Origin of the sequence: Lacticaseibacillus yichunensis (assembly GCF_003946405.1) — a bacterium.
Classification (GTDB): Bacteria; Bacillota; Bacilli; order Lactobacillales; family Lactobacillaceae; genus Lacticaseibacillus; species Lacticaseibacillus yichunensis.
Genome location: NZ_RHOG01000008.1, coordinates 16,522 through 38,007 on the forward strand (window position 1 = coordinate 16,522; position 21,486 = coordinate 38,007).

General features: G+C 56.4%; 18 protein-coding genes and 1 riboswitch. Of the genes, 15 read left to right on the forward strand and 3 right to left on the reverse strand.

All coding sequences use genetic code 11. From position 1 onward, the window contains the following. Window positions 1-26 precede the first annotated feature (26 nt). Window positions 27-121, forward strand: a riboswitch (THF riboswitch). Window positions 122-157: 36 nt separating this feature from the next. From EKM95_RS03910 to EKM95_RS03930, 5 genes are all read left to right on the forward strand, one after another. Beyond that, on the forward strand, window positions 158-688 hold the full coding sequence (locus EKM95_RS03910; RefSeq protein WP_125696534.1) for a folate family ECF transporter S component: 531 nt from the start codon (window positions 158-160) through the stop codon (window positions 686-688). 123 nt (window positions 689-811) lie between these two features. Continuing rightward, window positions 812-1,543, forward strand: coding sequence for a tRNA (adenosine(37)-N6)-threonylcarbamoyltransferase complex dimerization subunit type 1 TsaB (gene tsaB, locus EKM95_RS03915; protein ID WP_125696535.1), 732 nt, complete (start codon window positions 812-814; stop codon window positions 1,541-1,543). Next, complete coding sequence (rimI, locus tag EKM95_RS03920; RefSeq protein ID WP_125696536.1) at window positions 1,527-2,063, forward strand: ribosomal protein S18-alanine N-acetyltransferase; 537 nt, start codon at window positions 1,527-1,529, stop codon at window positions 2,061-2,063. Before tsaB ends, rimI begins: the two co-directional genes overlap by 17 nt. A 12-nt stretch (window positions 2,064-2,075) precedes the next feature. Next, window positions 2,076-3,107 (forward strand): tRNA (adenosine(37)-N6)-threonylcarbamoyltransferase complex transferase subunit TsaD, encoded by a 1,032-nt coding sequence (gene tsaD, locus EKM95_RS03925; RefSeq protein ID WP_125696537.1) that lies wholly within the window; start codon window positions 2,076-2,078, stop codon window positions 3,105-3,107. Between the two features lie 619 nt (window positions 3,108-3,726). Continuing rightward, window positions 3,727-4,566, forward strand: coding sequence for a hypothetical protein (locus EKM95_RS03930; RefSeq protein WP_125696538.1), 840 nt, complete (start codon window positions 3,727-3,729; stop codon window positions 4,564-4,566). A 55-nt stretch (window positions 4,567-4,621) separates the two neighbouring features. Here the strand turns inward: EKM95_RS03930 and EKM95_RS03935 are convergent, their stop codons facing one another. Further along, window positions 4,622-6,568 carry an ABC-F family ATP-binding cassette domain-containing protein gene (locus tag EKM95_RS03935; protein ID WP_125696539.1) on the reverse strand — a complete coding sequence of 649 codons (1,947 nt, stop codon included), beginning with the start codon at window positions 6,566-6,568 and terminating at the stop codon, window positions 4,622-4,624. A 203-nt stretch (window positions 6,569-6,771) separates the two neighbouring features. Between EKM95_RS03935 and EKM95_RS03940 the strand changes: the two genes are divergently transcribed. Then, window positions 6,772-7,437 (forward strand): redox-sensing transcriptional repressor Rex, encoded by a 666-nt coding sequence (locus EKM95_RS03940; RefSeq protein WP_125696540.1) that lies wholly within the window; start codon window positions 6,772-6,774, stop codon window positions 7,435-7,437. A 75-nt stretch (window positions 7,438-7,512) separates the two neighbouring features. On the opposite strand, the gene EKM95_RS03945 is transcribed toward EKM95_RS03940, so the two are convergent. Continuing rightward, entirely contained in the window at window positions 7,513-8,574 is a 1,062-nt protein-coding gene (locus EKM95_RS03945) for an LCP family glycopolymer transferase (RefSeq protein ID WP_125696541.1), read from the reverse strand. 99 nt (window positions 8,575-8,673) lie between these two features. Further along, entirely contained in the window at window positions 8,674-9,309 is a 636-nt protein-coding gene (locus EKM95_RS03950; protein WP_164510078.1) for a CPBP family intramembrane glutamic endopeptidase, read from the reverse strand. A gap of 202 nt (window positions 9,310-9,511) precedes the next feature. On the opposite strand from EKM95_RS03950, the gene groES reads away from it, so the two are divergent. The 9 genes from groES to EKM95_RS03995 all read left to right on the forward strand — a co-directional run bounded on the left by groES (window position 9,512) and on the right by EKM95_RS03995 (window position 21,435). After that, window positions 9,512-9,796: a co-chaperone GroES gene (gene groES, locus EKM95_RS03955; RefSeq protein WP_125696543.1), complete on the forward strand. Its 285-nt coding sequence runs from the start codon at window positions 9,512-9,514 to the stop codon at window positions 9,794-9,796. A gap of 59 nt (window positions 9,797-9,855) precedes the next feature. Further along, window positions 9,856-11,487: a chaperonin GroEL gene (gene groL / locus EKM95_RS03960; protein ID WP_125696544.1), complete on the forward strand. Its 1,632-nt coding sequence runs from the start codon at window positions 9,856-9,858 to the stop codon at window positions 11,485-11,487. 555 nt (window positions 11,488-12,042) lie between these two features. Further along, the gene (locus EKM95_RS03965) at window positions 12,043-12,573 is read left to right on the forward strand and encodes a GNAT family N-acetyltransferase (protein ID WP_225423164.1); all 531 of its coding nucleotides are present in this window, start codon (window positions 12,043-12,045) and stop codon (window positions 12,571-12,573) included. Between the two features lie 116 nt (window positions 12,574-12,689). Continuing rightward, window positions 12,690-13,442 (forward strand): SDR family NAD(P)-dependent oxidoreductase, encoded by a 753-nt coding sequence (locus EKM95_RS03970; protein WP_125696545.1) that lies wholly within the window; start codon window positions 12,690-12,692, stop codon window positions 13,440-13,442. A 182-nt stretch (window positions 13,443-13,624) separates the two neighbouring features. Then, entirely contained in the window at window positions 13,625-13,987 is a 363-nt protein-coding gene (locus EKM95_RS03975; protein WP_125696546.1) for a DUF1827 family protein, read from the forward strand. 191 nt (window positions 13,988-14,178) lie between these two features. After that, a complete protein-coding gene (locus EKM95_RS03980; protein ID WP_125696547.1) occupies window positions 14,179-16,008 on the forward strand; it encodes an APC family permease in 1,830 nt (609 codons plus the stop codon). Window positions 16,009-16,188: 180 nt separating this feature from the next. Further along, window positions 16,189-18,759, forward strand: coding sequence for a DNA mismatch repair protein MutS (gene mutS, locus EKM95_RS03985; protein ID WP_125696548.1), 2,571 nt, complete (start codon window positions 16,189-16,191; stop codon window positions 18,757-18,759). A gap of 4 nt (window positions 18,760-18,763) precedes the next feature. Beyond that, a complete protein-coding gene (gene mutL / locus EKM95_RS03990; RefSeq protein WP_125696549.1) occupies window positions 18,764-20,878 on the forward strand; it encodes a DNA mismatch repair endonuclease MutL in 2,115 nt (704 codons plus the stop codon). Next, window positions 20,875-21,435: a Maf family protein gene (locus EKM95_RS03995; RefSeq protein ID WP_125696550.1), complete on the forward strand. Its 561-nt coding sequence runs from the start codon at window positions 20,875-20,877 to the stop codon at window positions 21,433-21,435. Before mutL ends, EKM95_RS03995 begins: the two co-directional genes overlap by 4 nt. Window positions 21,436-21,486: the final 51 nt, after the last annotated feature.

Consider the following 21,486-nt stretch of genomic DNA (forward strand, 5'->3'; position numbering starts at 1 on the left):
GGTATGATGAAGCCGCACCAAAAAATAAAGGAGTAGGTTGCCGTGCGTTAAGTGCCGCTGGAACGGAATGTGAACAGCGGACGAAGGCTTTGGCCGCGGTACGGCAGCCGCATTCGCCTATTGGGTTAGGCGTCTCCTACAAAGGGAGATTGTCATCATGCAACAACCTGTTTTATCTTTGTCCAGTCCCAAAATGTCCACCCGCACCGTGGTGTACATGGCCATGTTCATGGTCTTTTCCGTGATCCTGAGCCGGTTTTCGTTTGGCAACACGTGGCTTCAGATCTCGCCGGCGTTTCTGGCGACGGTTCTGATGGGGTATTACCTTGGGCCATGGTGGGGCGCGGTCGATGCTGCGTTTGCAGATCAATTCAAGACCATTTTGTTTTCACCGGGGAACAACTTCCCGGGCTTCACATTGACCGCCGCCGTGGCCGCGATTCTGTATGGCCTGTTTTTGCACGATCGGAAGGTCAGCCTGGTTCGCACGATCATTCCGTTCGTGTTGGTCATGGTGATCGCCAACATTTTTTTGAACACGCTGTGGCTGAACATCATGGGCACGCCATGGCAGGGCATCATCGGCATCCGCACGGTCAAGAACCTGATCGAGCTGCCGATCAACGTCGCATTGGGTTATGCTGTTTTGAAAACAGTCGAGCGGGTCAAACCGCATATTGCGTTTTAGCATCACACGCCGGGGCGATCGCCTCGGTTTTTTTTATGCGCGGGGCAGACATGAACCGGCGCCCGTCTTTGCATCTTCTCAGGTTGTGTTACAATCAACAAAGATATGATGGGAGGACTTTTCATGAAGCTGCTGGCGTTAGATACATCTGAGCAGGCGATGAGTGTGGCGGTCATGGAAGATGCGACACTGTTGGCCGAGACCACCCTGAACCGGCGGATGAAAGATCACAGCGAGCAATTATTGCCGACGATTGAAAGTCTGCTGGCGGCCAGTGGGCTGGGCGCAGACGACATCGATCGGTTCGTGGTGGCGGCAGGCCCCGGGTCCTACACGGGATTGCGCATCGCGGTCACGACGGCCAAGACGTTTGCCTCGACCCTGCATAAAGAGTTAGTTGGCGTCTCGAGTCTGGCGGCGCTGGCTGCCGGTGAACGCCACACCTCAGAGCTGATCGTGGCCTTGATGGATGCCCGGCGCGGGAATGTTTTTGCCGGCGGGTATCAATGGACGGATGATGGCCGGCTCAAAACGGTGATCGCGGATCGGCATCTTGCGCTAACTGAGGTGTTGGCACAGATCGCCGCCCTCGGTCAGCTAACCGTTTTCACCGGCCCGGACGCCTTGAGCATGCGGGAAACGATTGTTGAACAACTCGGGAGTCTCGCGCGGTTTGCGGATCCGGTCTCGGCCTTGCCGCGCGCCAGTCGGTTAGGCGCATTGGGGCGGGTCGCCGCACCGGTCGCAGACATCGATGCTTTCGTGCCGCGCTATTTGCGGCTGACCGAAGCCGAGACTACCTGGCTGAAAACACATCAAGAAACAGGACATGAGCCTTATGTTGAGAAAGTTTAGATCATGGTTTGACCGCGGCGGAGAAGATGATCTGTTGTTTGAGCCCCAAGTTGTCACGATCAAGGCGCGGGTCTATCATCTTCGGAAAATGTCGACCGATGATATCGATGCGGCGCTGGATCTTGAGCGCCGCATTTATGCTGAGACGCCGTGGGATCGTGTGGCGTTTATCTCCGAGCTACGCAAAACGGCGCACTCGCTGTATGTTGTTGCCGAAACGGAAGATGGCCAGTTAGCCGCCTATGTGGGTTGCTGGTTCAGCAAAGACGAGGCCCACATCACGAATATCGCCGTGTCGCCGGTGTTTCAGCATCAGGGACTCGGTCGCTTTTTGATGCAGGAAATGATCGATCGAGCGATCGCCAGTGGGGCGGCGAAAATGACGCTTGAGGTGCGAACGGACAATGTGGTGGCCCAGGCGCTGTATCATGCGCTGGGCTTTAAGGATGGCAAGATCAAGAAGGGGTACTATGTGGCGCATCACGAAGACGCGATGGACATGTGGTTACCTTTGAATTAGAAGGGGAAAAAGATGGCTGAGCGGGAACTGATTTTAGCTTTTGAAAGTAGCTGCGATGAAACGTCGGTGGCGGTGATCGAAAATGGCGAGACGATCTTGAGCAACATCATCGCCACCCAGATCAACTCGCATAAACGGTTCGGTGGTGTTGTGCCCGAAGTCGCGAGCCGCCATCATGTTGAGCAGATCACCGAATGCATCGACTTAGCCATGGCCGAGGCCGAGGTGACCTTTGACGAGCTCACGGCGGTCGCGGTCACTTATGGCCCCGGGTTGGTCGGCTCGCTTTTGATCGGCGTGACTGCGGCGAAGGTTGTCGCCTTCGCCCATCATCTGCCGCTGATTCCCGTCAACCACTTGGCCGGCCATATCTATGCCGCCCGCTTCGTGAAGCCGCTGGTCTATCCACTGTTGGCCTTGGTGGTCTCGGGGGGACATACGGAACTGGTGACTGTTTCAGCGCCCGGCGAATTTGCCATCATCGGCGATACCCGCGATGATGCCGCTGGGGAAGCTTACGACAAGATCGGGCGCGTGCTCGGTATTTCGTATCCCGCCGGCAAGCAGGTCGATGCCATGGCGCATCAGGGCAAGGACACCTTTGATTTTCCGCGCGCGATGGATCAAGAAGATAACCTGGATTTCAGCTTCAGTGGGCTGAAGTCAGCGTTTATCAACACGGTGCATCACGCCGATCAACTGGGGCAAACGTTGGATAAAAATGATCTGGCGGCTAGCTTTCAGGCGGCGGTCACAGATGTTCTGACGCACAAGACGATCAAGGCGCTTCAGCAGTATCCGGTTCAGCAATTGATCGTCGCCGGTGGGGTCGCGGCGAACCAAGGCTTGAAGGAAAAATTGACTGCCGCGCTGGCTGAGGCTTTTCCAAATGTGGATGTGATCGTGCCGCCACTTCGGCTGACAGGGGACAATGCCGCGATGATCGGAGCTGCCGCGCACATTGAATTGGCAAAGGGTCACTTCGCCGATGCGACGCTGAACGCGGTGCCGGGATTGGATCTTCCGCAGGCGAGTGAAGCCTAAAATCATGAGACTAACAAAATGCAGCGCCGGAAAAATCGGCGCTGCATTTTTATATGGCTGGAAAATTTTTGTGTGGTTCGAAATTTTTGGGAAAAGTGAGACTTTTTTCGCCCAGCCCACGACAAAGAGGCCCCGAAAGGCCCCATTTTTAACTTGATGCGATTACGTGACTGCAGTGCCCTATGTGACCGCCAGCACGGTGACAACTGGCGGGACCCTTTTCACCTTGGCGGGTAACGGCGATGGAACTGTCGCTACCTCTAGTCACTATAGTAGTAATGGTGACCGTCGTGGCTTCATACCACTTAAACTAAGTCAGCGGACCTAGCCCAAGTGGCCCCGGGAAAAGCTGATGATGCTCGGAACCCGGCGCACCGGGTGGATCTCCGACTAATTGTACAGGAGAGCAGTAGGTTAGCAGGGCCTACACCTGCAATCGAGAATTCTACTTTATTTTATATAGTAAGCGGTTTCTTGTCAACAAGTTTGTTTCCGCTTCGATCGCGTATTCTATTTCTGTGAACCAGATTGGTGAGGCCAGTCGTCCCAAGCCTATCTGACACTAGTTTAACGAGATCCGTTGTATAGTTAGCTTAACGTGAGAGGAAGGGAGAGGCCGATGAAGATGGGAATCAGTCGATTGGGGATCGCGGGATGGCTACTTGGCGCGACAACCCTAAAGGTATTAGTGCGGGATACTGAGACGACCGTTGATGTCTTACGCATTGCCCCGGAGCGTTTCTTTGATAGTCAGGAGCAGGAATTGAATCTTGACTATCAAACAATCTATGTAGAGGCAACGCCGACACTTGTGAGGTTACTGACGAACATTGGCACGCGGGTGAGCCTGATGGGCCATGTTCAAGCGTTCTCACAGCCGTTGTCTACTGTCCAACGCAATAAGATCAAACAGATTCATCATAATTCACGTCGAGAAGTGGTCGAGATCACACGTCACTGGCTGAGAGTTCAGGAAGCTTATTTCAATAAACACGAAAAGGCTAAGCGAACTTTAGAAGATCAGACAACGACGTATATTCACGAAGAAGTGTCACTTGTCTTGTTTCAAGCGGCTCAAAAACGCACGGCCAAGACCCTGAGCCCGCATGTCCAAGAATTTCTGCAGAGAGTTCAAAAAAAGCAACAAGAGATCATAAAGGAAAGCATCGCCCAGATCGAAGCCCTTTCCCCGGCGATCTACGTGCTCACGCGCCCGAGCCGCATCAAGGTCATCTCGACGCCGGCGTTTCGCGACGCCGTGTTGCCGCCGGTGGATTCACAGCTGGTGAAGGACCCGGTGTATCGTCATGAACGGCTCACCGCGCTCAATGACCAGCGCCGCCAGATCACGACTCACCGCGCCCACATGTATGACCTGTCGCTTTTGCCCCCGGCGATTCGTTTTCAGCTGATGGAAGGACGCCCGCAATCGAAGCACAAACCGGCCGAGAGTAAGTGACGACAAAAGGTGCCTCGCAAAAATGCTGCGAGGCACCTTTAATATGAAGCAAATACTAATCTGAAAGTTCCTCCAGCGCGAGGCTGGCTTCTTCCCATTGGCTTTCCAGTTCGGTGGTCTGGGCGGTCAACGCATCGAGCTGGGTCTGCAGTTTCTGCATCTCAACGTAATCCGATAAAACGGCTGGCGCGGTCATTTGCTCCTGAACGGCCTGTGTTTGGTCCGCCAAGTCGGTCAACTGCGTTTCGATATCGGCGACTTGCCGTTCACGTTTGCGTCGTTCCCGCGCGTCTTGCTTGGATTGCTGATAATCGACCGCTGCGGCTGTCGGCGCGACCGCTTCGGTGGGGGCGTCTGCCGCTTTTTCCGCCTCAAGGGCCTGTGTCTCGGCCAATTTTTCCTGGTAATAGTCCCAGTTGCCAAGGTACAGGTGGCTGCCATCCGGGGTCAGGTCGACGATCGTGGTCGCGAGTTCATTGATGAAATACCGGTCATGGGAAACGAACAGCACGGTGCCGGTGAAATCGGCGAGCGCATTTTCGAGCACTTCCTTGGAGTTGATGTCCAAGTGGTTCGTCGGCTCATCGAGAATCAGGAAATTGTCGTGCTTAAGCGCCAGCTTGGTCAGCTCAAGACGCGCTTTTTGGCCGCCAGAGAGATCGGCGACGGTCTTCGTCACATCCTCGGCATCAAAAAGGAAGGCGGCAAGGGCGGCGCGGACGTCTTTTTCCGGCATGGTGGGATGGTCATCCCAAATCTCGGCCAAAACCGTCTTGTTCCAGTGCAGCTGGTGTTGATCCTGATCGTAGTAACCGACTGTGACGTTGGTGCCAAAGCGCGAGCGGCCGGCGAGAAATGGAATCTGGCCCAGCACACTTTTGAGCAGGGTCGACTTGCCGACGCCGTTTTGGCCGATGATCGCCACCCGGTCGCCTTTGTTGACTTGAAAAACGATTGGGCCGGCCATCGGGGAAGCGGCTTCGTAGCCGACGGTGGCCGCTGCGACCTGCAGGACCTCGTTGCCGCTGGTCGTGTCCGGCGTGAACCGAAAATGAACGGACTTGTCATCGCCGGCCGGTTTTGGCAGCCGCACCATTTTTTCTAGTTGCTTGCGGCGCGCTTGGGCCTGTTTGGTGGAGCTGGCGCGGACGATATTTTTGGCGACAAAATCTTCCAGCTTGTGAATCTCTTCTTGCTGCTTCTCGTAAGCTTTCCATTCAAGCGCCTTGTTTTCCGCCTTGCGCTTGAGGTAGCCGGAATAGTTGGTCGTGTAGTGCACGGCCCGGCCAGCGGTCAATTCGTAAAGTTCGGTGACGACGTGATCGAGGAAGTATTGGTCATGGCTGACGGTGAGCACGGCCCCCGCGTAGCCTTTCAGATAGCCTTCAAGCCACGCCAAGGTGTCGATGTCCAAGTGGTTCGTTGGCTCATCGAGAATGATCAGGTCGTGTTTTTCCAGCAGAAGCTTGGCCAGGGCCAGACGTGAGCGTTCGCCGCCTGACAGTGTGTGAATCGGCATGTCGAAGGTGGCTTCGGGAAAATTGAATCCCGCCAGCACTGAGCGAATCTCGGCTCGATAGCCATAGCCGTTTTGGTCGGCAAAATCGTGCTGAATCTGGTCATATTGCGCCAGTAATTTCTCATAAGCAGCGGGGTCGTTTGCGGCGGTCGGATCCGCGATCTGACGTTCCATGTCGTGCATCCGTTTTTCCATCGCGATGAGCGGGGCAAAAATCGTCAGCATCTCGTCGAAGATCGTGCGCTGGGAGTCGAGTCCAGAGTCCTGGGCGAGATAGCCGATGGAGACGTTTTTGCCAGTCGTCACTTGGCCGCCATCTGGGGCGTGAAGGCCGGCTAAGATCTCCAGCAGGGTGGTCTTGCCGATGCCGTTGGGGCCGACTAAGCCGACGCGGGCGCCGGTCTGCACCTCAAGTGAGATGCCGGTGAAGAGGTCGTTGCCGGAAAACGTGCGACCGACGTTTTGGGCCTGTAAGATGATCATGTTCGTGTTCCTTTCGCGTGAATATCCCTTTCATCATAGCACAACGACGCAACTGAGGTGGTGCCGCTCGTGAAGCTCGATGCGCAACCGAGGCGTCGTGCTTGCATCCATTCACAATGTCGTTTACTATACTATTGAAAGCATGTCCGACAGTTCACAAGCACGGGGCTTGTGAAAACAAAAAACCACGCAGGAGGCACTTCATGGCGGAAACGATCATTCCAAAGGCAACGGCAAAACGCCTGCCATTGTATTACCGGTATCTGAACTTTTTAGCCAATTCAGGGACGACCAAGATCTCGTCGACTGAATTGTCCGAGGCGGTCAAAGTGGATTCGGCCACGATTCGCCGCGACTTCTCATATTTTGGCGCATTGGGCAAGCGCGGCTATGGCTATGATGTCATGGACCTGATCAAATTTTTCAAAAAGATTCTCAATCAGGATCGCCTGACCAACGTTGCCTTGGTCGGCGTTGGCAATCTCGGCCACGCGCTGCTCAATTACAACTTCCGGCAGGCCAATAATATCCGGATCTCGGCGGCGTTTGATGTGGACCCGAAGATCGCCGGAACGATTCAAAGCGGCGTGCCGGTGTACCCGATGGATGAACTGATCGAACAGCTCCGCGTGCAACAGATCGAGATCGTCATTCTCACCGTGCCGACCGATGCGGCGCAGGCGATCACCAATGATCTGGTCGTGGCGGGCATCAAGGGCATCATGAATTTCACGCCGCTGCGCATTTCGGTGCCGAGTTATGTCCGTGTGCAAAATGTGGATCTGGCAACAGAACTGCAGACGCTGATCTATTTCTTGCAGCATTATGGTCCGACGCTCAAGGAAACCGAGCTAGACGACGATCTTTAATAGACACGAAAAACGGCGCTGGGAGTGCGAGCTCTCAGCGCCGTTTGTGTCTTCTTGGAAAAATCGGCGGCATGCCTAATTCGCCGGAGTGAAGATCGTGTAGGTCTGGACGGTGGTGACGTTGTTCCAATCAAAGCCAGTGTTGGCCGCGTTTTGCTTTGTTTCTTCATTCGTCAGCGTTTCGGTCTTCAGCCCCAGCGCGGTGCGCAGGACGTTTGAGACACGCTGCATTTCTTTTGTCGGCGCGATCTGGTAGGCGGAAGGGCCGGGATAGACCCAAGCATTTTTGCCTTGCAGGTGGTCCGTCTTGATCGATTTGGCCGCGCCGCGATAATTTTGCAGCAGGGCGGTCATGTCATCAAAGCTTAAATTGGTGGCGATGTTGGTGGACAGCGTCTTGAGCAGCGGCTTGAAATTGGCCAGGGTCGACACGGAGACTGCCTTTTTCAAGATCGCCTTGATCACCTGCTGCTGGCGCTGCTGGCGGCCATAGTCGCCTTGCGGATCTTCATCGCGCATGCGGGCAAAGGCCAAGGCCATGTCGCCGTTGAGATGGGCGGGGCCTTTGGTGAACGTCTGACCGCCAGTGTTTTTGTCGGTCCAGGAAAAAGGCACGGTCACATCGATGCCGCCGACTGCATCGACCACTTTTTGCAAGGCGCCCATGTTGATGGTCAGGTAGTAGTCGATCGGCACGTTGACCAAACTGGAAACCGTGTCGATCGCCATTTTTGAGCCGCCGATGTTATACGCGGCGTTGATCTTTTGCATGTTGAAAGACTTGGTGCCGATCATCTGCGCCGCAGTGTCGCGCGGAATGCTGACCATGGTCGTCTGGTTTTTCGCAGGGTTGACCACGGCGATGATGATGGTGTCGGAGTGGCCCTTGTCGACGCGTCCCTGCGCGCCCGTATCCACCCCCAGCAGCAAGGCCGCAAACGGCTTTTTCTGCTGGATCTCGGTGGCGACTTTGCCGTCAACACCGTGGTAGGTCTGATCGGCGGCATAGCGCGCCTGACTGTAGAGCCGCAAGCCATACGCGGCGACGGCAAACAGCGCGGCGATGACGACTAAAATGATCAATTTGCCCGCGATGCGGGGGGGCCGCTGCTGGCGGTGCTGCTGACGTGTTTCCATTTTTACCCACTTCCTCTGCCATCAGAATACCTGCCTGCCTCGTGCGTTGGGGTGTTTTGGCCGTTTTTTAACGGTTCGTTAAAGATTTGGCCGGACCGCTTAGCGCGAAAATGCGTAGAGTAGCGTCAACGCGGTGGTGCCAATGTTGGCAATGAGTGGCGTGGCCAGGCTGCCGGTGTGGCGGTAAAGATAGGCCAGCGCGAGGCCGACCAGCGTCTGGGTAAACCAGTGCGCAGGGTCGACGCTGAGCGCAAAGAGCAGGCTCGAGATCAGCGCGGCGCCAAATACGCCGGTGGTCTCCGCCAGATCGCCGAACACGACTTTTCGAAAGGTCAGCTCCTGCAAGATCGGCCAGCAGATCACCACCGCAACGGCATAACCTGGGGCGGTCATCATCGCGGCCATGGTCTGGCTCACGGCTTGGCTGGTCTGGACTTGGTGGAAGAGACGCACTTCAATGAAGGCACCGAGCAATTCGCACGCCAGCACGATGGCGATGCCGATCATGCCCCACAGGACTTGTTCCTGGCGTCCCGCAACGCCGGGGGTCTCGATCGCATTGGCGATCACCAAGTGGCGTTCGCGCTGCCAAGCCAGGATCGTGAGCACCAGCAACAAGGCGGTGGTCGCCCATAAGCCGGCCGCCCCTTTTAGCAACGACGTCAGTAAAGCATTGCCGGCCACGGCGGCAATGAACGCGGCGATGATCGTCAACGCGTGTTTGCGAAGTGACATGTGAACGTCTCCTTTGTCTTTGATACCGCTAGTATACCAGACCGCCTGGCCCCTGCGGCATGGCGGCAAGATCTGGGGCATTTTTCCAGACGGGGATGCAAAACGGGGTTGCATTTTAGCACTCGTCTCGGTATACTGACAATTGTGTTAGCACTCAACAATACAAAGTGCTAAATCGAAATCAATGTATGGAGGGATCGTCTTGTTAAAACCGTTAGGAGATCGTGTCATCGTTCAAGTCGTTGAAGAGGAAGAAGAGACTGTCGGCGGTATCGTTTTGGCCAACAACGCCAAAGAGAAGCCACAATCCGGCAAAGTTATCGCTGTCGGTGAAGGCGGCCTCACGCCGGATGGCAAGCGCCTGCCGATGAGTGTCAAGGTCGGCGACGTGATCGTTTACGATAAGTATGCCGGCTCTGAAGTCAAGTACGAAGGCGAAAAGTACTTGGTCCTGCACGACAAGGACATCATGGCGATCGCGGGCTAAACTCGATTTTACAGTTGCTCCGGTCAAACGTTGAAAAATATATGAGGTGAATTTCACACATGGCAAAAGAAATCAAATTCGGTGAAGACGCCCGGCGTGCAATGCTGGACGGCGTTGATAAGTTGGCGGATACCGTTAAGACCACGCTTGGTCCTAAAGGCCGCAACGTTGTTTTGGACAAATCTTACGGCTCTCCTGAGATCACCAACGATGGGGTGACCATCGCCAAATCGATCGATCTGGAAGACCACTATGAGAACATGGGGGCCAAGTTGGTCGCGGAAGTTGCTTCCAAGACGAACGACATCGCCGGTGATGGGACGACCACTGCGACTGTTTTGGCCCAGGCCATCATTCGCGAAGGCATGAAGAACGTCACGGCCGGCGCAAACCCTGTTGGCATTCGCACCGGGATCGAAGAGGCGACGCAGGCCGCTGTCGATGAATTGCACAAGATCTCGCACAAGGTCTCTGGTAAAAAAGAGATCGCGCAGGTTGCCTCTGTTTCGTCTTCCAGCCAGGAAGTCGGCAATCTGATCGCAGATGCGATGGAAAAAGTCGGTCACGATGGCGTCATCACCATTGAAGAAGGCAAAGGCATTCAGACCGAATTGTCCGTTGTTGAAGGGATGCAGTTCGATCGCGGCTACCTGTCTCAGTACATGGTCACTGATAACGACAAGATGGAAGCGGACCTCGACAATCCGTACATCTTGATCACCGACAAGAAGATCTCTAACATTCAAGACATCCTGCCACTGCTTCAAGAAATCGTGCAGCAGGGTAAGGCGCTGCTCATCATTGCGGATGACGTGGATGGCGAAGCGCTGCCGACTCTTGTTTTGAACAAGATTCGTGGCACGTTCAATGTAGTTGCGGTCAAGGCTCCAGGCTTTGGCGATCGGCGCAAGGCGCAACTTGAAGACATCGCTGCCTTGACTGGTGCAACTGTCATCACCGCCGATCTTGGCCTTGATCTCAAGGACACGAAGATCGAGCAACTTGGCCAGGCTGGCAAAGTGACGGTCACCAAGGACAACACGACCATCGTTGAAGGCGCCGGCGACAAGGCGGTTATCGACGAACGCGTGGCCACGATTCGCAAGCAGATCGAAGACACCACCAGCGATTTTGACAAAGAAAAGCTGCAGGAACGCTTGGCCAAGTTGGCCGGCGGTGTGGCTGTGATCAAAGTCGGCGCGGCGACCGAAACGGAGCTCAAGGAGCGCAAGTATCGGATCGAAGACGCGCTGAACGCGACCCGTGCAGCGGTTGACGAAGGCTACGTGGCCGGCGGTGGCACCGCCCTTGTGAACACGATCAAGGCAGTCGCGGCCCTCAAAGAGGAAGGCGACGTTCAGACCGGGATCAACATCGTGCTGCGCGCCCTTGAAGAACCTGTTCGCCAAATCGCGCAAAACGCTGGCAAGGAAGGCTCCGTCATCGTCGATCGCATGAAGAAGGAAAAGGACGGCTTCGGTTACAATGCCGCCACCGACAGCTGGGAAGATATGGCCGCAGCTGGCATCATCGACCCGACCAAGGTGACCCGTTCTGCGCTGCAAAACGCGGCCTCTGTTGCCGCCTTGCTACTCACCACGGAAGCGGTCGTTGCCGACAAGCCAGAACCGCAAGACAACGCGGCAGCCGGCGCCGGCAATCCGGCAGCAGGCATGGGCGGCATGATGTAAGCCCTCACGCCAACAATAAGGAAGCTGGGACTGCGGTCTCGGCTTTCTTTTTTTTGGAAGTGGGACAAATGTCGTTCTTGGGGCCGACAGGTAAGTGTTCCAAGCGCCAGGTCCGAACTTTGGACCAGGTGATTGGATATGAGCCCGTTAGACGCTTGCGTCTTACAGGCTCAATTGCGTAGCGCCTTAGCTGCTCGGGCCCGGACATTTGGCCCACGACACTGCAGTAACAGCAGTGCGGTGTATAGAGCCGAACTTCTCCGCGTCAAGGCCAGTTGACACGCGCCCACCCGGCAGGTAGACTCGACGTTGAATTGTGTCACCAACAGATAGGGGAAATGTTTTTATGAGCAACGCGCGCGGATAAAAATTCACACGATTCAACAAGGCTTGTTTCGTGTCCGGTTTTTTCGTCCCAGCGTTGCGCGGCATTTTCACCATCGCAGCCCTCAACCGCTGCGAAATTCTTGTGGTGACGTTTTTTGATTCCCGTGGGTCGTGGTCGCACGCCCGCAGTCGCCGCGCGCGCCTTTCACTGTAAAGGAGAACATCAAATTGACAGATTTTACCTTGCGTCGCATCACTGAAGCAGATGAGGCGGCGGTCCGCCTACCCAACCAACCGTTCAAACTGTTTGGCCATTTTATTGTCACGCGCGATGAAGCCGGCTGGCAGCACCATGAGGTCTTAGACGCCCATGTGCGCGAGCAGACCTTCCCTGAAGAAAATTATCAGCTGGCCGACATCGACGCAAAGGGGTTTGCCATCGGGGCGTTTGCCGGCGACGAATGCGTGGCCTTGGCGACGTTTGAGAATCGCTGGACCAAATACACGTATCTCGCTGATCTGAAGGTCAACGTCCCCCAACGTCGACTGGGTCTTGCCCATCAGCTGATGGATTTTGCTAGGCCGTTTGCCCAAGCGGCAGGGGCGCGGGGATTTTGCACCGTCGCACAAGGCTCCAATCTGGCCGCCAACCGTTTTTACCTGAATTACGGTTTTCATATTGGTGGCTTTAATACGAATGACTATTTCCACACGCGCGCTCGCGGAGAAACGGATATCTACTATTATTTAGATTTTTGATCTTGCCCGCATTGACGTCTCGGCACGCACCGAGGCGTTTTTAATTGTAAAAAATTTGTTTTAACAAGTATCAAAAGGCGCGTATAATTCAGGCGAATCAGAAAGGAGCGACATGAATGACGGATCAACGACCGCTCATCACCCTGATCACCGGGGCGGACAAGGGCTTAGGCTTTGAAACGGCCAAGGGGGTCGGCGCGGCCGGCCACCATGTGTTAGTCGGCGCGCGCCACGCGGAAAAAGGGGCGGCGGCTGTGGCGACGTTGCGGGATCTAGGCATCACGGCGGATGCGGTTCAGCTGGATGTGACGGATCACGCGCAGATCGTCGCGGCGGCGGACTGGATTCGCGCCCAGTTCGGCTACCTCAGCGTCCTCATCAACAATGCCGGCATTGCGGTGGATCATCATCAGCCGGCCAGTCAGTTGGCGCTGGATCTCGCGCGGCAGGACATGGCCGTCAATTATTTTGGCCTAGTAGATGTGACGCAGGTGATGTTGCCGCTTTTGAAGGCGACGCACAGGGCGAAGATCGTCAATGTCACTTCTAACATGGGGTCGCTTGGCTTGGCCACGGATCCGACGTCGCAATTCTACCATGTGAATTCGCTAGGCTATCAGGCGTCCAAGGCCGCCGCAAATTTTGCGACGATCACGTTTGCCAAGGAACTCGCCTCGACGGGAATCACGGTCAATTCGGTCAATCCGGGTTGGACGGCGACGGGCTTTGGCGGCCGCGATGTGACTCAGGCGGCGCCGGCGGGGATGCAGGATGTCGCAACTGGCGCGGCGCAGATCATCAAAATGGCGCTGGATGACAGCGGCGCGACCGGGACGTTCACGGAAAACGCCGGGCCGCTGCCGTGGTGAGTGGCCCGGCGCGGGAATAACGGCGAGGGGGCCGGAACTGGAGAAGGTGGCTGGTACCTTGGCTACCGACCGCGCCTCAGACTGCGGGCGGCGTCACACAAGGCTGACGCCCGCAAAATACGCTGCAACCATATATTTTGCCCGGCGCGCTATGATAAAATTAAATAAAGGAGCTGATCATTATGAAATTGGTTGAAAATCCGATTCGACTCAATGCAAGTCTGCATAAAATGCTGCCGTACACCGTGCGTTACCTTTATGGCAAAAGCGCAGTCAAAACTTTTCGGCTCTATACATTAGGGTCTGTTCATGTGCATTACATCGAAGGGTTCAAGTCGATCGATGTGGTGATGACCCATGAGAAGCGAAACATCCGCCAAGACGAGATCGATTTTGTGATCGGCAAACTGTTTGCCAACACCGAGACCGCGCAGCTGACGGTGAACCACGCGGCCAAGGATGAAATCGAGGGGCAGGTCCACCATAAGATCGGGGTCCATGACCTGGTGATCATCAGTCTGCCAGTCGCGCATTCGGCCGCCTGAGCACCTCGCGACAAAAGGCGGCACGGATCACTTTCTGAATACGCACCAAAGGGTCAAATGACAGTCGCAAGACCGCCATTTGGCCCGTTTTTGCGAAGAAGTTTGGCTTTTACGACGGGCTGCGCTAGAATATCGTATGTTTGTTTACGAAATCTTAATCAACTCGCACATCGGGGAACGGAGTGTCATATATGTTGCATCTCAAACGATTTTTGGTGGGGAAGCCGCTAAAATCATCTGAAGAAGGCGGGCAAAAGCTCGGCAAGTTCAAGGCGCTGGCCATGTTGTCATCAGACGCGCTGTCGTCTGTGGCTTACGGCACCGAACAGATCGTCCTGGTCCTGACCACGCTGTCGGCTGCGGCAATCTGGTATTCACTGCCGATCGCGGCGTTTGTGTTGATCTTGCTGCTGTCGCTCACATTGTCGTACCGCCAGATCATTCACGCTTATCCAAGCGGCGGTGGGGCGTATGTCGTGGCGAGCCAGAACCTCGGGCAAAATGCGGGGCTGGCGGCAGGCGGGTCGCTGTTGATCGACTACATGCTGACCGTGGCCGTTTCAACGTCGGCCGGCGCGGAGGCGATCACCTCAGCGATTCCGGCGCTGTACGGCCACCAGGTGCTGATCTCACTGGTGATCATCGTGATCTTGACGGCGATGAACCTGCGTGGGATGAGCGAGTCGGCGTCGTTTTTGATGATTCCAGTTTACCTATTCGTGATCACCATCACGGCGATGATCGTTTGGGGGCTGATTCAGATCGCCACCGGGGCCATTCCGTTCAAGGCAACGGCGGTCGTCGGTTCGGTCGTGCCGGGCATCTCGATGGCCTTGATCTTCCGCGCGTTTTCCAGTGGGTCCAGTTCTTTGACTGGGGTCGAGGCGATCTCAAATGCGGTGCCATTCTTCAAGAAGCCGCGTTCGCATAATGCCGCGGCCACGCTGGCCATCATGGCGACGATCTTGGGCTTTTTCTTCGCCGGCATCACATTCTTGAACTACTGGTACGGCATCGTGCCCGAAGCCAAGGTGACGGTGCTGTCGCAGGTCGCTAAAGTCACATTTGGCGGCACAGGCATCATGTATTATGTGATTCAGTTTGCCACGGCGCTGATCTTGGCTGTTGCCGCGAACACCGGCTTCTCGGCGTTTCCGGTGCTGGCCTTCAACATGGGCAAGGATAAATTCGTGCCGCACATGTTCATGGACCGCGGGGATCGCTTGGGCTATTCCAACGGGATCATGACGCTGGCTGTCGGGTCAGGGCTTTTGATCGCATTGTTCCAGGGCTCGACCGAACGCCTGATTCCGCTGTATGCGGTCGGCGTGTTCATCCCGTTCACGCTGTCGCAAACAGGGATGATTCGCCATTGGTGGCGCGAGCGCGGCAAAGGCTGGATCGGCCGAAGCCTCGCCAACTTTGCCGGGGCGTTTATTTCCTTTGCGATTCTGGTGATTCTCTTCGTTTATCGCTTGCCAGACATTTGGCCATTTTTCATCATCATGCCATCGCTGGTGTTTGTCTTTTATAAAATTCATGATCATTACACCAAAGTCGCGGCTCAGTTGCGACTGCCAGCGGATACCGAGATTCACGAATATGCCGGCTCGACCGTCATTGTGCTGGTCGGCAATGTGACGCGGGTGACGCGCGGGGCGCTGAATTATGCGCAGACCATCGGGGATTATGTGATCGCGATGCATGTGTCGATGGATGAGAACCCGAACAAGGAACAAGAGACACAGGCGGAATTTAAGCGCGACTTCCCGGATGTCCGTTTCGTCGACGTGCATTCGTCTTACCGCTCCGTCGAGCAACCGGTCATTCGCTTTGTCGACATTATTTCGAAAAATGCGGCTAAACGCGATTTCACGACCACGGTCTTGATTCCGCAATTCGTGCCGAAGAAGCCTTGGCAAAACATTTTGCATAACCAGACGAATGTGCGGTTGCGGGCGGCGTTTGCCAGTCGGGAAAATGTCATCATCGCAACGTATAGTTATCACTTGAAGCAATAATCTCAGTGGCCAGCCAGAAGTTGTGGCTGGCTTTTTTGATTCACGGGTCAATTAGGCCACGAGATGCCGGGCAGGCCTGTGACATCCCCGCCATCCGTTTTTCCCCGAACCTGACCGCGCAGGGGGTTGCCATCAATGTTAGAATTGAACCAAAGCAGAATGTGAGGAGCGACGAGGGCGATGCCGCAAAAGACAAGCGAAACGCCGATGATGCAGCAATATCAGGCGATCAAAGATCAATATCCGGACGCGTTTTTGTTTTATCGCATCGGGGATTTTTATGAATTATTCAATGACGACGCGATCAAGGGCTCGCAGCTACTGGAGCTGACGCTGACGGCGCGGAATAAAAGTGCGGATGACCCGATTCCGATGTGTGGGGTGCCGCATCACGCGGTGCAAAGTTATATCGACGTGCTGATCGACCATGGCTACAAGGTCGCCATTTGCGAGCAGATGGAGGATCCGAAAAAGGCGGTGGGGATGGTCAAGCGCGAAGTGATTCAGCTGGTCACCCCAGGCACCACGATGGATGTCAAAGCTGGCGAAGCTAAAAGCAATAACTATCTGGCCGCGGTGGTGCCGGACAAGGGTCAATATGGGTTTGCGTATGCGGATTTGTCGACCGGCGAGCTGAAAGTGGCGACGCTGACGTCGAAATTCACCTTGCAAAATGAGCTTGGGGCGTTGGGCAGCAAAGAGGTCGTGGTGCCGGAAGACCTGGCCGAAGACGATGCCAAGTTGCTTGGTGGCGGGCGGCTGCTCTCCAAACAGCCCGCCAGTCAGCCGACTGCCGAGGCCAGCTATGTCAGCCAGGATCTGGCGGACCCGCTGGCCAAGGCGACGGCGGTCATGTTGATGCAATACCTGCTGGCGACGCAAAAGCGCAGCCTGGCCCACATTCAAAAGGCCGTTTTCTATCAGCCCGCGAATTATCTGGAAATGGATCAAGATGCCCGCACCAACTTGGACATTTTGAAAAACAGTCGCACGGGTCGCAAAGGCGACACGTTGCTGGCGATTCTTGATGCGACCAAAACGGCGATGGGCGGCCGGCTGCTCAAGCAGTGGCTCGAACGGCCGCTATTGGACCTCGGCCACATCACGGCCCGCCAAGATCAGGTGCAGACGCTTCTGGATCACTTTTTTGAGCGCAGCGAGTTGCAAGACCGGCTGACCAAAGTCTATGACCTGGAGCGGCTGGCTGGGCGCGTCGCATATGGCAACGTCAATGGGCGCGATCTTATTCAGTTGCAAACGAGTCTGGATCAGGTGCCGGCGCTGCAAGATATTTTAGCGAAGCTGGATGATGGGAGCTTCAAAGACTTGCGGGCGGAATTGGATCCGGTGGCCGATGTGGCGGGGCTCATTCGCCGCGCCGTCGAGCCGGAGCCTCCAATCAGTATCACGGATGGCGGGGTGATCATGCGCGGCTACAATGCGCAGCTGGATCAATACCGCGACGCGATGCAAAATTCAAAGCAATGGATCGCCGATCTTGAAGCGTCGGAGCGCGAGGCAACGGGGATCCACAACCTGCGTATTCGTTACAACAAGGTCTTTGGCTATTACATTGAGGTGACCAACAGCAACCTCGCCAAGGTGCCGACTGACCGTTACGAGCGCAAACAGACGCTGACAAACGCCGAGCGGTTCATCACGCCGGCGCTCAAGGAAAAAGAGACGTTGATTCTGGAGGCGGAGGAAAAATCCACCGCGCTGGAATACGATCTGTTCCAGGAGATCCGCGAACAGGTCAAGCTGCAGATCGGCCGGCTGCAAAAATTGGCGGCGCAATTGGCAAGCCTGGATGTGCTGCAGAGTTTTGCAGTGGTGGCCGAAGCGGAACATTATGTGCGGCCGGTGATGCATGCCGGCAGCCACACCGTCACGATTCACGGCGGCCGCCATCCGGTCGTCGAGCATGTGCTTGGCGCCCAACAGTACATCCCCAACGATGTGCTCATGGGCGACGACACGGATATGCTGTTGATCACCGGGCCCAACATGTCTGGGAAAAGCACGTACATGCGTCAGCTTGCCTTGATCGTGATCATGGCGCAGGCGGGGTCGTTTGTGCCTGCCGATGACGCGCAACTGCCTGTTTTCGACCAGATCTTCACCCGCATTGGCGCTGCCGATGATCTGGCGGCGGGCCAAAGTACGTTCATGGTCGAAATGATGGAGGCTAATGCCGCACTGGCCCATGCAACAGCGAGTTCACTGGTGTTGTTCGATGAGATCGGCCGCGGCACCGCCACCTATGATGGGATGGCGCTGGCCCAGGCGATCATCGAGTACCTGCACGACCACGTCCACGCCAAAACACTGTTTTCCACGCATTATCATGAATTGACGGCGCTGTCCGACAGCCTGCCGAAGTTGCGCAATGTGCATGTCGGGGCCGTCGAGCAAAACGGCACCTTGGTGTTTTTACACAAAATGCTGCCGGGGCCTGCCGACAAGTCATACGGGATCCATGTGGCGAAGCTGGCAGGGCTGCCGGCGGATCTCTTGAGCCGGGCGGATACGATCTTGACGCATCTGGAAAGCAGCAGTGTCGACAAGGCCGCGCCGGTGCCGGAAACGAAGGAAGCCGAGGCGCAGCTCAGTTTATTTGAGCCCGAGCCGGTGCGGCCGAAAAACGATCCGGTGATCAAGAAACTGACCGCCTTTGACCTGTTGGCGGCCACACCGATGGACGCGATGAATTTAATCTATGACCTGCAAAAGCATTTAAAGAAGAAGTGATCTTATGGCCAAGATTCATCAATTATCAGCAACGCTCAGCAACCAGATCGCCGCTGGGGAAGTGATCGAGCGGCCTGCCAGTGTCGTCAAGGAGCTGGCGGAAAATGCGATCGACGCGCAGGCGACGCAGGTGGATATCACCGTCGAAGAGGCGGGATTGAAGCTGATCGAGATTCTGGATAACGGCATCGGCATCGAGGCAGAAGATGTGCCGACCGCCTTTTTGCGTCACGCGACGTCAAAGATCTTGACGACGCGCGACCTGTTCAATGTGCACTCGCTCGGCTTTCGCGGCGAGGCCTTAGCGTCGATCGCCGCGGTCGCCGATGTCACGATGACCACGGCGACGGACAATGGCTTGGGCACCAAGGCGCATTTGCGCGGTGGCAAGCTTTTGACGACGGAAGAGACCGCGAGTCGGCGCGGGACGCAGCTGATCGTGCGGGATCTCTTTTTCAACACGCCGGCCCGGCTGAAATATGTGAAGTCGCAAAACACGGAGTTGGCGCGCATTGTGGATATCGTCAACCGGCTGGCGATGGGCCATCCAGAAGTCGCGTTCACACTGCGCCACAACGGGAAAATGGTCAGCCGCACCGCTGGCCATGGCGACCTGCAGCAGACGCTTGCGGGCATTTACGGTGTTTCGGCGGCAAAGTCGATGCTATTTTTCGAAGGGGAAGACCTCGACTTTAAGGTCAGCGGGTATGTGTCGCTGCCTGACACCACGCGCGCCAGCCAGCAGTATATCTCGCTGATGATCAACGGCCGCTACATCCGCAACTACAAGTTGACGCATGCGGTGATCGACGGCTACGGCTCGAAGCTCATGGTCGGGCGCTATCCGCTGGCGGTGATCGACATCGCGATGGATCCGCTGCTGGTAGATGTCAACGTCCATCCGACCAAGGCCGAGGTGCGCCTCAGCAAGGAGGATCAGCTGCGCGCGCTGATCAGTCAGAGCATTCGCGAGCGCCTGGCCAAGGAAAATCTGATTCCGGATGCCTTGTCCAATCTGCGCGGCCGCACCCCGGTGGACATGGATGCGCTGACCCGCGATCTGAATGCGGCCTCTGCGGTGCACGAACCAGCCGCGCAGTGGGGCCAGGATGCCGGGGCAGGGCAAGGGGCAGGGCAAACGTCAGGCACAAGCAATGGCGCATCTAGCGAGTCGCCAACGGCACCCGCGGCCATGCCAGGGCAGACCGGGCGAACCGGACAGACCGGGCAGACCGGGCAGACCGCGCACCCGGTCCCGGAAAACAACGGCGACGTCGAGGTTGAATCAACTGGCCAACCGGTCGATTCGTCATTTGGCCTGGGCATCGACGACCTGCCAAGTGCGCCGATCTTTGATCATCCGGAGCGCTTGGCCGCCTGGGATGCGGCGCTTGCAACGCGCACGCCAAGCCCGGCGCCGGCTGCGGCTTCGGAGTCTGACGACGACCTGACTGGTGTTTCCGACGAGACTGCCCGGGAGGCCGCCCGCGTTGCCGGCGACACCCCGCGTTTTCCGACCCTGACGTATCTCGCCCAGGTCCATGGCACGTACCTGTTGGCCGAAGATGAAAGCGGGCTGTACATTTTGGATCAGCACGCCGCGCAGGAACGCGTGAACTATGAATTTTACCGCCAGGCGATCGGCGAGGTGGCTGCAGACCAGCAGGCGCTGTTGGTACCGATCGTGCTGGATTATCCGGCCAGTGATGCGGCGCTCATCCGCGACCATTTCGAGACGCTGGCCGCCGTTGGAATCCACCTCGAGGATTTTGGCCAAAACACGTTCATCATCCGCCAACACCCCACCTGGTTCAAAGCGGGGCAGGAGGAGGAGACAATCAAGGAGATGATCGACTGGCTGCTGCGCGACGGCAAACTTAGTGTCGCCGCGTTCCGCGAAAAAACAGCGATCATGATGAGCTGTAAGCGCGCGATCAAAGCCAATCATCATTTGGATCATCAGCAGGCCCAGGCGCTTTTGACCAGGCTGCCGGATTGCGAAAATCCATTCAACTGCCCGCATGGTCGGCCGGTGCTGGTCCATTTTTCCAACCAAGACTTGGAAAAAATGTTCAAGCGCATTCAGGACAGTCACGTGTCCGGCGGGGTGGACCAATGATCGTTTTGGCCAGTCAATCGCCGCGGCGCATCGAGCTGCTGCACCGCCTGTTTCCGACCTTCACGCATGTGCCCGCGCCGATCGATGAACGGGCGCTGCCCCTGTTGGCGCCGGCGCCGTATGTTCGCTCGCTGGCCCAGGCAAAAGGCGAGGCGGTCAGGGTCTTGTATCCAGAGGCCCTGGTGATCGCGGCGGACACGATGGTGGTCGACGGCGAACAGCTGGTGGGCAAGCCCGCAAACGAGGCGGCGGCCAAGGCGATGCTCCAAGCGTTCAGTGGTCGCACGCATCACGTTTTGACCGGAATATTTGCGACTTACCGTGGCCAGACCGTCAGCGCGGTAGTCTCGACGGCCGTCACCTTTTGGCCGCTGACTGACCAGCAGCTCGAGCAGTACCTGGCGACCGGTGAGTACCGCGACAAGGCAGGTGCATATGGCATCCAGGGACAAGGCGCGCTGCTCGTGAAAAAAATCGACGGCGATTTTTACAACGTGGTCGGGTTGCCGATCAGTACGCTTGCACGGCTACTTGCCCAATTACCGACTGGGTACTGACGCGTCGTTTTGCGCGAATCAAAAAGGCCTCACCGGTTTCGCATTTTTCAT

Bases quoted from the DNA above. Each gene is read 5' to 3' on its own strand.
- mutS (WP_125696548.1), top strand. From the start codon at position 16,189: ATGCCGCAAAAGACAAGCGAAACGCCGATGATGCAGCAATATCAGGCG.
- EKM95_RS03930 (WP_125696538.1), top strand. From the start codon at position 3,727: ATGAAGATGGGAATCAGTCGATTGGGGATCGCGGGATGGCTACTTGGC.
- EKM95_RS03970 (WP_125696545.1), top strand. From the start codon at position 12,690: ATGACGGATCAACGACCGCTCATCACCCTGATCACCGGGGCGGACAAG.
- EKM95_RS03980 (WP_125696547.1), top strand. From the start codon at position 14,179: ATGTTGCATCTCAAACGATTTTTGGTGGGGAAGCCGCTAAAATCATCT.
- tsaB (WP_125696535.1), top strand. From the start codon at position 812: ATGAAGCTGCTGGCGTTAGATACATCTGAGCAGGCGATGAGTGTGGCG.
- EKM95_RS03950 (WP_164510078.1), bottom strand. From the start codon at position 9,309: ATGTCACTTCGCAAACACGCGTTGACGATCATCGCCGCGTTCATTGCC.
- EKM95_RS03975 (WP_125696546.1), top strand. From the start codon at position 13,625: ATGAAATTGGTTGAAAATCCGATTCGACTCAATGCAAGTCTGCATAAA.
- EKM95_RS03935 (WP_125696539.1), bottom strand. From the start codon at position 6,568: ATGATCATCTTACAGGCCCAAAACGTCGGTCGCACGTTTTCCGGCAAC.
- EKM95_RS03910 (WP_125696534.1), top strand. From the start codon at position 158: ATGCAACAACCTGTTTTATCTTTGTCCAGTCCCAAAATGTCCACCCGC.
- groL (WP_125696544.1), top strand. From the start codon at position 9,856: ATGGCAAAAGAAATCAAATTCGGTGAAGACGCCCGGCGTGCAATGCTG.
- tsaD (WP_125696537.1), top strand. From the start codon at position 2,076: ATGGCTGAGCGGGAACTGATTTTAGCTTTTGAAAGTAGCTGCGATGAA.
- EKM95_RS03995 (WP_125696550.1), top strand. From the start codon at position 20,875: ATGATCGTTTTGGCCAGTCAATCGCCGCGGCGCATCGAGCTGCTGCAC.
- EKM95_RS03940 (WP_125696540.1), top strand. From the start codon at position 6,772: ATGGCGGAAACGATCATTCCAAAGGCAACGGCAAAACGCCTGCCATTG.
- mutL (WP_125696549.1), top strand. From the start codon at position 18,764: ATGGCCAAGATTCATCAATTATCAGCAACGCTCAGCAACCAGATCGCC.
- EKM95_RS03945 (WP_125696541.1), bottom strand. From the start codon at position 8,574: ATGGAAACACGTCAGCAGCACCGCCAGCAGCGGCCCCCCCGCATCGCG.
- rimI (WP_125696536.1), top strand. From the start codon at position 1,527: ATGTTGAGAAAGTTTAGATCATGGTTTGACCGCGGCGGAGAAGATGAT.